Genomic DNA, 12401 nt, shown 5'->3' on the forward strand with positions numbered 1-12401 from the left:
CGTTGCTCCAGTTCGTCAGTTGTTAGATGAGGGCTAAGGGTCAGGCGTTTAGGCATGGTCAAGCAGCAATGCGGCTACTTCCCATATTACGGGCACTTAAGCCGACATGATATTAGGAGTCCCCTACAAACAGCGCTGCTGCTCGTTAATCCTATAAGAAACACGATTGTCGCTAAATTCGAGACAACGGAACCCTTTTTATGACAGATTAGTCCGTGTTTCTTAGGAGCCTATGTAGATAGAATTCGGCTGCTACACAGGCACCGACCCGGACAGTTCACGGACAGTTCACATACAATACGGTCATGATGATTGGAGAATGACATATGACGTTCGCTCCTATCCGGCACAGCCTCGGTTTCGGTTGGTTCTGCCTACTGTCGATTCTGACGGCAGGTGTCATCATCTCAATGGACTACGAGATTGGGAGCTTACAAAGCGCTCTAACGCATCACCTTCCCTCTACGGTCGTGGTAGCTATTCCCATCGCGCTGATGGCCGTATGGCCGCTGATCGCATTTAGGCAAAGGCAATGGGTACGTGGGCTGCTCACTGTCTTCGTTCTAGGCGTCATTTCTCACATAGTGCTACAGATGTGGGTTGCCTCATCGGCTTTATCAACAATCCAAGAAACTCTATTATTTATCACTGCAGCAGGCAGCTGTTTCGTTCTAGTCTCTCTACCGTCAGCGCTGTTACTCGATAGGCCTTAGGGCGACAAAGCTGTCAATTGGGACAGTTGAATCCGCTTAGACGATTTGAGCTAGTTAGCTCCGATCTGCCGTAAGCGAGCGCTTACAATAGGAGCGCCATCACGATGCGGATGTTCGCTGAATCACTAACGTAGGTTCGACCTCCTAGGATACTCAAACCGTTGACTTTGTTCTCATCCCCTCTGAGGAAGAATAACTCCGATGATAATAAGACCTTCTGCTACTACAAACTCGTTCATCCTGAGTACTGCAAGCCTAACCGTTGCAGTGACTTCTGTGCTGCTAGGTCAGCAAGTAAATTACTTGAACTACCTAACACTGTTTAATAGTATGGCTTTGTTGATGCTATCGTTTGCAATCGCAGCATTACTGCTGAGTATTGTGGGCATATGGCGACAGCAGGGCCGCAGCCTATGGAGTTGGGCAGCGAGTGGGTTAGCGCTCTGTGTTTTGCTCCTGTATGTATTTGACTAGACTGTTGTCACGACTCAACCAAGATGTTAGCTATAGTGACTTAGCTGCTGCCGATGGTTTCAGCAGGGGGTGCAACCTGACGATAGTAAGTAGACTCAGAAAAAGGTCTGGCGTGCTATCAGCATTCCCGAATTTCGGGAAAGGTGGTTGCCAAAGGAGGCATTGGCCAATCCCGATGCAATCACCGTCACCCCCGACCAAGAAGTCCGCTGCAAGCTGCGCGACGATAGCCCGCCGTTCCTTGAAAGCACCGTGACGGTCACGATTACCCCGAATACCACGGGCGGAACCTGCCTTCGGGTCGTCCACGAACTGACGGACGCGAGATTCGACGGAATGGCGAGGGCGGTTGCGAACAGCAGCAGCCTGCCCCTCATGCTCGCCGCGTCAGGCGGCGAGCCTCACCCTGGTCGCTCGATAGCATGTGGGAAGATGATGATTGCAACGCGTGAAGTTACCTATGACGTAGATGGCCTAAGCATGGTCGCCCATCTAGCGCAGCCGGATGGTGAGGGGCCTTGGCCGGCGGTTCTTATAGGACATGATGGTATCGGCCTTGACGACTATCAACGGCATCGCGCCGACGATCTGGCCGCGCATGGCTATATGGCGTTGGCGATGGATTACCACGGCGGGCAGTTATACTTCGGCAGGCCGGACGCGATGCTGGCCCGAGTCATGCCGTTGCTGGCTGATGTTGAGCGGATGGGGGCCATCGGTCGCGTGGCGCTTGATATTCTTCTCGCGCTGCCCGGTGTTGAGCCTAACCGCATCGCCGCTCTCGGCTATGGTGCTGGTGGCCGGATTGTGCTCGAACTGGCTAGAATCGGCGTGCCGTTCAAGGCCATTGCGCTCGTTCATCCCGGCTTGCCAGAGGCCAATGCCGAGGACTGGAGCGATTTGAGCAGCACCTTCCTTCTATGCACCGGCTCCGAAGACCCCCTTTGCACCCCTGAACAAATCCTGAGGTTTGGCCGCGCGCTCCAAGATGCCGGGATCGACTGGCGCGCGAATATCTACGGCGGAGCCAAGCACGCTTTCTGGGCTCGGCCGACAAACCCGGATGGATCGCCCGCTGCGGGGAGCACTCACAGCGAGGCCACTGTGCCCGGCGTCGGCTATCACCCGAAGCATGCGACGCGCGCATGGCAAGCGGTGCTCGATTTATTCGGCGAAACCTTCGAGACTTTGGGCTAGTGTGTTGGGCTGGTGCGGTAGACAATCCAGCGGCAGGTATCCATCACCCACATCATGAAGGCAGGGCCATCAAAGCCCCCATCCGCCCAAATCAGATTTAGCCTGGCAATGGACGCTCCCATATCCTTCACTTGGGCTAGCACCTGCTTAGCGCCCTCCCGCTCGGGTATACTGGCCGCGGTGACCAGCACCCGCAACACCAGTCCTAGCGTATCGACGGTCGCGAACCGTTTGCGACCTTTAATCTTTTTGCCCGTATCGTAGCCCACCGCCTCATGCACGAAGACCGCACTTTTCACGCTTTGGCTATCAATCACAGCCTCTGACGGTTGGGCACGGAGGCCCTGCTCGATGCGTACCCATTTCCGGAGATGGTCATGAAGGGCGATCCAGGTGCCATCCTTACGCCAGTTACGAAAGTAGGTGTACACTGTCGGCCACGGCGGCAAGTCTCCCGGTAACGCCCGCCATTGCACCCCCTCGACCAGTAAATACACAATGGCGTTGAGAATCTCCCACAAATCAACGCTCCGGGGTCGTCCACCGGGCTTGGTGGGGGGCAGTAAATCACTCAGAAGTTCGTACTGGTCTCGGGTTAAGTTGCTGGGGTAGTCTTTACTCATAGTCTCACTCCGGCGTTGCTGACATCCATCTGCAACCTATACGGAGTGAGCTTTTTTACTCAAGCCCTAACTTTTCAAACACCCTCTTACCAAGTTATCGGTAGAACGGTAATTTGAGATTGTCTGTAGGTACTTTAAGACAACACAAGTTCTCTTACAAAATCCATACAATACCTTAGCTTACCCGTGGAACAAGTCAAATTGGCAAGCGTCAGTGTCTCTGGATAGCTTGTGAAAGAGTAAGGTATGGATTTCGTTACAAGCAGATGGATGGAGCGATCATCATGTCTAGAACAATGAGATTGACTCTATGGTTTGTGGTTGGGCTCTTAATAGCATCGATTTTTTCAGCAGCTATATTTTTGGTCTCAGTTGCACCGACTCGCACTAAAGCTGCAATTGAAACTGTGACAATCGCTAGCCAAACGGAAACCCCCGTTCGGATTTTTGGACATGGGTTTACATGCACTACAGGTAAAACGTTTGAGCAGTGTAATGTACCTTTGCAGACACATCCTCTGGAGATAACAGTAACCTATACGAGTGCTGAGGAGAAAGGGATTGCTGGGTGTCAAGCTACCTATGCAGCGCAGAACATCGGTTGTACTGCGGCTTATGGTGGGTATATCGGTGGAGTACGTTTTCTCTCATCAGTGATGATTGAAAGCACTTTAGGCCTAAGCCGCCAGCAATTGCAAGCCCTACGTAGAGAAAATTGGATTGCACAGTGGGATGAGACGACTTGGTTGAGGGTGTCAACCATCTTAGCAATAGTTTGTGGAATTTTTGTGGCAATTCTTAGCTGGCAATATCCTTCTCGACTGACCAAGGTCTTTACCAGTATCACTGTTGGTCTCAGTCTCTTTTATGCCTCTGTGTTTCAGCTTTCTCGAATTCCGTATCCTATGGGGTTCGATCCGCAGGATTGGATTCAACGACTGTTTACTTTGGGAACTTTGGTCGGCAGTATTGGAGCAACTGTAACAGTGGCGTTGATTTGGCGACAAAATAGCCAATGGATGCGTGTGTTTGCGCCCATCGGTGGTATGAGCATGTTTTATTTGTTTGGATTATTGACTTATGGATTTTTAGTGGCGGGTGGCTTTGTCCAAGCTGATTACTAACTAGGCATTGTGCATGAAGTACAGTAGCTGCACGCTAAATATTTAATACACCTGCAAGAGCGGCGATCGCCCCAACTCCTCTGGGGTTACCTCAAACTCAATATTTGTTTCCTCTTGTTCTTTCTAATTCCTGAGCTTAATAAAGGCTAAAGGACTCTAATCTCGACTTTATCTAATCAGGCTGCGTGACAAATTAGTTCAGCCCAAGTGTTGAAGATGGAGCGCGGGACTTTTACATAGTCGGCATTATCGTGTGATGGCTGAAAAAGCAGAGAAGACCAGAGATAGCGCCTGACAAAGGCTAAGGCATCGGCGAAGGTAGGGAGTTGTTTGGTGTACCAGGCAGACTGAGGCAACGGAAAGGTAAACTGCGCTTGCAACAGGTGGGCTAGCAAGACAACAAGCGAGAACAACGACAGCAGGGCTGGGGTTGTGCGTAAGATCGCAAGTTCAGACCACTGTCTTTGAGATTCAACCCCTAAATGAGCCCTGACTTCTTCGAAATGACTTCAACCTGCCATCTCTGGCGAAACCAGAGCAAGATTTGAAGAGGATCTGCGGCTGTATCAGTTGAGAGAAAGGCTTGAGGTTCAAATTTGCCTTTCGGGTCTCGCACCAAAATCCAACGAATAGGCACGGGAGGGAGACCTGTGTGATACCACACGGCAGTATGAGAGACCCACTCAAAGCTATATTGTCCCTGTCCATACCAAGCATCGAGGGTAGCAAGCTGCTAACAGAGGGTGGGTTGGCTCAGCAAACTTTGAAGCGTAGCTAAACGTTTTCCCACCTTGCGGGGACGACCCATCTGCCCCCCATAACGCGGTGGTGCCGGATCATAGAGAGCGGCATCTAAGCGTAAGCGGGTGACGACATGAACCGGATGCTGAAGGCTAGGGGCTGCCTTCAACAATTCAAGGGCGGCAAAACTACTGTCTGCTACCACTACGATTGCCCGTTGACCAAGCCACCGCCAAACCTAAAACAGCATCTGCCTAGCCCAGTCGGTCAATGCTTTGTGTTGGTGCCCCCGCTGCTGGTTGTAACGCTCTGAAGGGGCTAATACGCTCAGAAATGGCAGTGCCCAAACTCGCTTCGCCCAAGCAACCTCCACCAGCAGCATCAAACTGAGCCACCACAGGTCGCTCGTTTTGACGAAGTGCTCTTCACTAGAGCGCACTGGATCCCGGTAGATACCTTTGGCGGCAATCCGTTTTCCTCGTCGGCGCTCTATCGTATCGTCTATGCCCAGCACCACCACTCCAGTCGGGACAAAGGTCGATACCAGAATTTGAAACTATACCTTGCTTGCCTCGATGACCATACTGCCCCGTTGAGCACGCGGTCGTATTTCTGATACTGCTGCTCTTGAGCCAACCCCATCACCCTCAAAACCTGGCTCACTGTTCGTTTACCCGGAGCCAGCACTGCACCGATAAGCAATGTCAGCACGCTGGGCCATACTCGTTGGGAAAACAACGGCGCAAACGCTACATCAATCTCATAAATTCCATTGCAGCAAGCCTCTCAGACTCTCTAGCCCAATTGTGCTTGCTGCTTTCCTTTTATGCTCAAATGGATAAAGTCGAGCTGAGTCTTGTGGCCGCTTTGGTAGACGAGTTGGGCCTGGTATCCAGCCAAATTGTCTGAGGATGTCATATCCCAAATAATTTCCTCTTACTCATTAACTACTCAAAATTAGTTAATGAGCTTTGAAAGGGGCTCAAACGCTTACTACACAGAGAGTTGAGGTCAGTTTTTTGAGTCTGGGCAAAAATGATGGGGGTTCCATCTCACTAAGTTGTTAAATGAAAAGTGATATAACCTAATGAGTCTGCAGAGGTTACCCTATAGCCTTTAAGAGAGCGAAAATCCGCATCGTCCACTGCTGGGCATTCTCATTTGGGGGGATCAATCCGGAACTTGACAGCAAGTAATCGTCGGCCTAAAAAGGCAGTCGACATTCAACACTAGATGCAGCAAATGGGTGTTGCGGCAAGCGGCTATTGTGTAAGGCCGCATAGATGCTCGGCCATTGCCGTCGGAACACAGGACTTTGGGCCAGACTGACAGAGGACTTTGTTCATTGGGATCGCAGCGCTCGATACAGTCTCAACTGATGAAAGGCTTTAATTTCTAGCCCATGTTTGTCAAAGACTGCATCATTTATGAATCGACGAAGTTTATTAAGACTGGTGGGTCGAGCCGGAGGCACTGCCGCCGTGTTCGCCACCATGAATGCCATGGGTTTACTGCATCAGGAAGCAACTGGCATGGAGCGGCCCAAGTTAGCCGCTGACTCGGGTGCTGGAGTGAAAGTCGCCATTATAGGAGCCGGACTAGCGGGCATGACCGCAGCCTATGAGTTGCGCAAAGCCGGGTATGACTGCACTATCCTGGAGGCGCGAGATCGCGCGGGTGGCCGCTGTTGGACCATTCGCGCGGGCGATCGCATTGACGAAACCGACAGCCAGCAGATCTGTCAGTTTGGCCGCGCTGAGCATATGTACTTCAACCCTGGTCCGGCTCGAATCCCCTACCATCATCAGGGTTTGCTGAGCTATTGCCAGGAGCTTGGCGTACCCATGCAGGTCATCGTCAACGACAACCGCGCCGCTTACTTTCAAGACGACAAAGCCTTTGGAGGCCAGCGGGTGCTCAATCGGCGCATCATCAACGACAGCCGGGGCTATATGTCGGAACTGCTGGCCAAAGCAATTAACCGCAATGCGCTGGATGAGGAAATTTCGGCTGAAGATCGAGAACGCATTCTGGCCTTTGTGCGCGGCTATGGCAACCTGGATGCCGATTATTTCTATACGGGCTCCTCGCGGGCGGGCTACTCTACACCCCCCGGAGCCGGTAGTGTAGCGGGCGATCGCCATTCCCCTATTGACCTCTCAGAACTGCTCAAGTCAGACTTTTGGCAGTTCAAAATGCACTTTGCCGAAGGGTTCAACCAGGCAGCCACCATGCTGGAGCCAGTCGGCGGTATGGATCAAATCTCCAAAGCCTTTGAGCGCCAGGTGGGCCAACTCATCACCTACAACGCCAAAGTGACCCAAATTCGCAAAACCGAAGCGGGTGCCCGCATTTTGTACACTACCTCCAGTGGTGAAACCCAAGCCCTCGATGCCGACTTTGTTATTTGCACACTGCCGCTGTCGGTACTGGCGGATGTTGATGCAGACTTTTCGCCTGCGGTACAACAGGCGATCGCCGTGGGAGCCGAGTCCTACGTAAAAGCGATGAAGATTGCCTTCCAGGCCGATCGCCGCTTTTGGGAAGAAGATGACTACATCTACGGCGGCATTTCGTGGACCGAGCGCGACATTACCCAAATCTGGTATCCATCGGCAGGACTCCAGCAGCAGGGCGGCATTCTGGTTGCAGCCTACATTTGGACCAACAGCATTGGGGAACGCCTGGGTGCGATGTCGCCTGCTCAGCGGTTGGAGGAGGCGATCGCAGATGTGGAAACCATCCATCCCAACATGCGCGAGGAAGTTCCTCTATCTACAGGGCTGAGCATTGCCTGGGACAAAGTGCCCTACAGCCAGGGTGGCTGGATTGAGTGGGAAGAAGACTCTCGCACCACCGCATACCCCGTCTTAAACGAAGCTGATGGCCCCATCTACTTTGCAGGCGAGCATTTGAGCTATCTCACTGGCTGGCAAGAAGGAGCCGTACTCTCGGCACACCAGGCCGTTCGCAGCGTTTCTGCCCAATTGCAAGCGCTACAGGCCTAGTCAATACATTGCAACAGCAATTCACCTGGAAAACTTGTGTGAGGATTAAATTCTATGTTGAACCGTTGGAAGCACACCTGGAAAACTCGGGCGATCGCGCCCTTTCTGCTCGTTGCACTGGCGATCGCCCTGGTCATGGCCCTACCCCATCGCGTTGCCGCCCAAGAAGTCATTCGCTATCCCATCCCCAACTCCACCTTTCCCATTGCTCTGGCAGTTGAGTTGCCTTCCGATGCCAACCTCGTTTACGTGAGCGGTCAGGTTCCGCCGGTTGTAAATCCCGATGCAGACCCAAACAGCTTCGAAGCCTTTGGAGATACCAAAACCCAAACCATCAATGTCCTCGAACGCATTCAAACCATCTTGACCAGCATCGACCTGGATATGAGCAACGTGGTAAAGATGCAGGTATTTCTAGTGGGTGACCCCGGTATGGATGGAATGATGGATTTTGCCGGATTTATGGAAGGTTATACCCAATACTTTGGCACCGAGGAGCAACCCAACCTTCCAGCCCGCTCCACCATGCAGGTCGCCGGGCTCGTGAACCCCGGTTGGCTAGTCGAAATCGAGGTCGCCGCTGTTCGCTTCTAAGCAAACCCTCTCACCGTGACCGCGGTAGATGCGGGAATTTTTGAAACTCCTTGCTAAGCAAGGGGTTTCAAACAAATACTTGTCCTAATCACCCGAGCTACCGCTATATAAGTCAAACTTACGAAAAAAGCACAAAAATAGGGGGTTTTCGCTGCTGGAGTTGGCTTATTCATCTCATGACAGCTTTACTTTAATCACCCCAAATAGGGCTTAGCCTTCGTCTAGTATCGGGTTAGCATCGCCCGATCGTAATTGCTGCCAGGGTGCTTATCCAGCGTTTTGGGACGCTGGCCTATCTAGGATTCAGGCGGAGGAGATTGCTCAGATTTATGACCTGGAGCTTTAGGCCATATCTACTAAGGTTTTGCCGAACTATCAGATAGAGCTGTGGCAGACGCACCGGTGACAGAGAGGAATACGCTACTGCGTCTGCCGCCTGGAGCAGGACTTGTTTGGTCGGTGATTGGTGAGCTCTGAGTGGGGCGGATTGCGGGTGGGGCGACGGCAACTCAGGGAAGAGCGACTCGTATGAGTTGGCGTGCGATCTCATCGAGCAGATCAACCGCAGGCACCAGCAAAGGCACTATCAGGAGGTGCTCTGTTGAAAGCCGTGGTCAGGTAAGGATTTCAGAAGACTTATGAAGAGAAGAGCCAGATTTATGAGCTTTCCCTGACGTTGTAGGACTACCTGTTATCCAGTTGACAGTTATAAACCTGCTGTTAATCTAGTTTAGGCTTGATTCTGTCAATACTTGCCAGTTTTCCTTGCTGTTATCCTTTTGCAGCAGCAGCTTGAGACAGAATTTCTTATCTACTAGGAGCCCTCATGAAAACTTTTTTTCTTCATGCGACTGCTGCTGTCGCTGCTGTATCACCGACTTTCCTTGTTGCTGATATCGCGCTAGGTGCAACATTTCGGCTCGAGGAAGCAACAATCGACAGCATTAATGATGCCTTTGGTTCAGGTGCTTTAACAGCAGAGGGACTGACTCAACTTTACCTCAACCGAATAGATGAATACGACGATACTCTTAACTCCTTAATTACGATTAATCCAGATGCATTATCGATTGCGAAAGCTCTAGATATTGAACGTCAAACCTCCGGACCAAGAAGTTCTCTGCATGGGATTCCCATCATTTTTAAGGACAACTTCGACACATTTGACATGCCGACCACTGGCGGCTCGGTGGCATTAGAAGGCTCTATTCCTCCCGATGATGCCTTTATTGTGCAGAAGCTGCGAGATGCAGGTGCCATCATTCTTGCTAAAGCCAATATGGACGAATGGGCTCACGGAGGTTCCCCAGGGGGTGGGTATAGCTCAGTAGGGGGACAAACGCTCAATCCTTACAACTTCAATCGAGGTCCTGCTGGATCGAGTGGTGGGCCAGCAGCTGCAATTTCAGCTAACTTTGGAGTCATTGGTTTTGGCACTGACACAGGCGGTTCTATTCGAGGCCCTTCGTCCGCTAATGGCTTGGTCGGGTTAAAACCAACGCTTGGGCTGACGAGTCGCGACGGCATTATTCCTTTCAGCCTCTCACTAGATACAGGCGGCCCTTTTGCCCGGACTGTAACTGATTTAGCGATTGCCCTCAGCTACATCACAGGCGTTGACCCCAATGATCCAGCAACCGCTGAAAGCGAAGGTAAGTTTCCTACCGATTACACTGCGTTTCTAACCCGGGATGCGCTTAAAGGGGTCAGAATTGGTGTTGGCAGAGATTTTGTGGGAGGGAACCCCGAAATAGCTACGGCCTTTGAAGAAGCTATCACAACTCTAGAATCGCTCGGGGCTACTATCGTTGACTCCCTGCTCTTTCCTGAAGAAGTCTTTGCTTTGAGGGGCAGCACGTACAGCACAATCTCTGATACTGAGTTTAAGTACCAACTGGCTGACTATCTGAAAACACTCGGCCCGGAGTACCCAAAAACGTTAGCGGAGGTCATTGCCATCAGTGAGTCGCCTGAAGTTGTTGGTTCCGAGTTCCCGGTCAATACAAGAGTCTTTGAGCGACTGCTGGAAGCAGAGGCGAGAGGTCCCATTGGTAATCCCGAGTACGCAGCAGCCAAAGATACTCAGGAGAATGTCATCACTCCAGCAGTTGAGAACATTCTTGTGGCCAATAATATTGACGCTCTGATCTATCCAACTTCCCGCTGCCCAGCCTCTCCTCTACCAGGTGTTGTGGATCCTAGCTACGTTTGTGAACCTGGAGGTAGGGGTGCTACTGACTTAGCTAACCTATCTGGCTTCCCAGATATTCAGGTCCCGGCAGGCTTCATCTCAGATGGGTTGCCTTTTACACTTTCATTTTTAGGGCTTCCTTATAGCGAACCAGAACTGCTTAGCTTTGCTTACGCATTTGAGCAGGCTACGAAAGTACGCAAACCGCCAGAATTTTTCGCGGCACTTCCTGGAGAAACCATTGAGTATGAAAAAGTTCCTGAGCCTGCTTCCGTCGGTGCCTTGATTGGAGTAGGCACAGTTTTAATTGGCAGCAAGTTCTTCAAGCGCCGACAGGTAGCATAGCTGTTCCTAAACATTGCTCTTAAATTTCACCATATACTCAACCTCTAGCTAAATGGGGGTTGGGTATATGGTTTAGCTATTGTACCGCCTATGACTTGAGGCGCTTTAGCAGAGAAAGAACTATTGATAATTCAGACCTAGCCCGATCGGGTAACAAGTCTCAGTAGATCACAAACTCACGAATTAATCAGGGTTTTCCAATGCGATTATGCCCCACTACCATACGTGGCAGCAGTAGAAGCTTCACACTAGCTCCCATAAAGCTTATGTGGAAAGGTTTCCATAATAGCCTCTCATTTGAAACGTTCAGCAGGCAAGCCTTTCTACGAATCTTTTCGATCTACTGAGTCTAGCCAGTGTTCGTTTTTAATTGGTTAAGCTGTCTAGTACGCAACTAGTCAACGACAGAATCAGGGTTGTGACTCTAGATTTTTAGCACAGAATTTCCTGAGTTTAGCTAGCTAAACAGCTTAGTCCAAGTCTAGCCCGGCGTGGCGGATCTCACCTTTTTAGGTATAAGCTCGACTCATAGATCAAATACCTCTGAGGATTTTCCCAGTTTTTCTTCACTCTCGTTAGCAGATGAGTTATTCTAATGCTCACTCCAGCCATGTGTGGATAGATTACACATGAACCTATTAATTGAAAGTATTTATAAAGAGCTGCTTCCCAAGCTTCAAATCGATAGCATCGATGCTCACAATCCTGTCGTTGTCCACACAGTACCTGTTCCTTGGCAATTGCTGGGTACTGGGAACTATGCGGCTGTACTTTGCCATCCAGACTATCCGGATTTAGTTGTGAAAATTTATGCTCCCAACCGCTCCGGCTTTGAAGAAGAGGTTGAGGTTTATCGCCGTCTTGGTTCCCATCCTGCTTTTTCTGAATGTCTGCATGCAGGAGAGAATTTCCTCGTACTCAAGCGGCTTTATGGAGTAACGCTCTATGACTGTATGCAGCGGGGGCTGCGAATTCCCAGGTGGATCATTCAAGACATTGACCAAGCCTTAGAATATGCCCGGGAGCGAGGACTGTATCCCCATGATGTACATGGGAAAAACGTAATGATGGCTGAAGGTCGTGGCTTGGTAGTGGATGTCTCAGATTTTCTGCATAAGGAAACCTGCTCGAAGTGGAATGACCTGAAACGGGCTTATTACTGGTTTTATCTCCCAATACTTTCTCCACTCCGGCTACGCTTACCTTACTGGCTCCTGGATCTGGTTCGCCACAGCTACCGTTTCTTTTGCCGATTGAATCAGCGACAATCGCGCCCTCAGCGGTTGAAGCCCAATCAGATTAGGCACTAATGCAGCATTACCGGCAGGGCGACCTGCACCTTCGACCCTACGAAAGTTAATTTAGGAGGGAGCAAACGTAACGGCTAGTGT

At 51.0% G+C, this 12401-nt stretch carries 8 protein-coding genes and 2 pseudogenes; 8 read left to right on the forward strand and 2 right to left on the reverse strand.

Annotated elements, in window-relative coordinates:
* Nucleotides 1-319: 319 nt before the first annotated feature.
* The 3 genes from H6G13_RS26965 to H6G13_RS26975 all read left to right on the forward strand — a co-directional run bounded on the left by H6G13_RS26965 (nt 320) and on the right by H6G13_RS26975 (nt 2384).
* Nucleotides 320-523: a hypothetical protein gene (locus tag H6G13_RS26965; protein ID WP_190488740.1), complete on the forward strand. Its 204-nt coding sequence runs from the start codon at nt 320-322 to the stop codon at nt 521-523.
* 520 nt (nt 524-1043) lie between these two features.
* Complete coding sequence (locus H6G13_RS26970) at nt 1044-1187, forward strand: hypothetical protein (protein WP_190488742.1); 144 nt, start codon at nt 1044-1046, stop codon at nt 1185-1187.
* 435 nt (nt 1188-1622) lie between these two features.
* A complete protein-coding gene (locus H6G13_RS26975) occupies nt 1623-2384 on the forward strand; it encodes a dienelactone hydrolase family protein (RefSeq protein ID WP_190488773.1) in 762 nt (253 codons plus the stop codon).
* 20 nt (nt 2385-2404) lie between these two features.
* On the opposite strand, the pseudogene H6G13_RS26980 reads toward H6G13_RS26975, so the two are convergent.
* Nucleotides 2405-3007, reverse strand: a pseudogene (locus tag H6G13_RS26980) (IS5 family transposase); the annotation flags it as partial.
* Between the two features lie 284 nt (nt 3008-3291).
* Here H6G13_RS26980 and H6G13_RS26985 point away from each other — a divergent pair.
* Nucleotides 3292-4131 (forward strand): hypothetical protein, encoded by an 840-nt coding sequence (locus tag H6G13_RS26985; protein WP_190488744.1) that lies wholly within the window; start codon nt 3292-3294, stop codon nt 4129-4131.
* Between the two features lie 733 nt (nt 4132-4864).
* Here the strand turns inward: H6G13_RS26985 and H6G13_RS28920 are convergent.
* Nucleotides 4865-5392 (reverse strand): annotated as a pseudogene (locus H6G13_RS28920) (transposase).
* Nucleotides 5393-6299: 907 nt separating this feature from the next.
* On the opposite strand from H6G13_RS28920, the gene H6G13_RS26995 reads away from it, so the two are divergent.
* From H6G13_RS26995 to H6G13_RS27010, 4 genes are all read left to right on the forward strand, one after another.
* Nucleotides 6300-7880 (forward strand): flavin monoamine oxidase family protein, encoded by a 1581-nt coding sequence (locus H6G13_RS26995; RefSeq protein ID WP_190488745.1) that lies wholly within the window; start codon nt 6300-6302, stop codon nt 7878-7880.
* A gap of 135 nt (nt 7881-8015) precedes the next feature.
* Entirely contained in the window at nt 8016-8474 is a 459-nt protein-coding gene (locus H6G13_RS27000; protein WP_190488775.1) for a RidA family protein, read from the forward strand.
* 826 nt (nt 8475-9300) lie between these two features.
* Entirely contained in the window at nt 9301-11010 is a 1710-nt protein-coding gene (locus H6G13_RS27005; RefSeq protein ID WP_190488747.1) for an amidase family protein, read from the forward strand.
* A gap of 614 nt (nt 11011-11624) precedes the next feature.
* Nucleotides 11625-12320, forward strand: a complete 696-nt coding sequence (locus tag H6G13_RS27010; RefSeq protein WP_190488749.1) for a serine/threonine protein kinase — start codon at nt 11625-11627, stop codon at nt 12318-12320.
* Nucleotides 12321-12401: the final 81 nt, after the last annotated feature.

Origin of the sequence: Pseudanabaena sp. FACHB-2040, assembly GCF_014696715.1 — a bacterium.
In the GTDB taxonomy this organism is placed as follows: Bacteria; Cyanobacteriota; Cyanobacteriia; order Phormidesmidales; family Phormidesmidaceae; genus JACVSF01.

Bases quoted from the DNA above. Each gene is read 5' to 3' on its own strand.
- H6G13_RS26965 (WP_190488740.1), top strand. From the start codon at position 320: ATGACATATGACGTTCGCTCCTATCCGGCACAGCCTCGGTTTCGGTTG.
- H6G13_RS26970 (WP_190488742.1), top strand. From the start codon at position 1,044: ATGGCTTTGTTGATGCTATCGTTTGCAATCGCAGCATTACTGCTGAGT.
- H6G13_RS26975 (WP_190488773.1), top strand. From the start codon at position 1,623: ATGATTGCAACGCGTGAAGTTACCTATGACGTAGATGGCCTAAGCATG.
- H6G13_RS26985 (WP_190488744.1), top strand. From the start codon at position 3,292: ATGTCTAGAACAATGAGATTGACTCTATGGTTTGTGGTTGGGCTCTTA.
- H6G13_RS26995 (WP_190488745.1), top strand. From the start codon at position 6,300: ATGAATCGACGAAGTTTATTAAGACTGGTGGGTCGAGCCGGAGGCACT.
- H6G13_RS27000 (WP_190488775.1), top strand. From the start codon at position 8,016: ATGGCCCTACCCCATCGCGTTGCCGCCCAAGAAGTCATTCGCTATCCC.
- H6G13_RS27005 (WP_190488747.1), top strand. From the start codon at position 9,301: ATGAAAACTTTTTTTCTTCATGCGACTGCTGCTGTCGCTGCTGTATCA.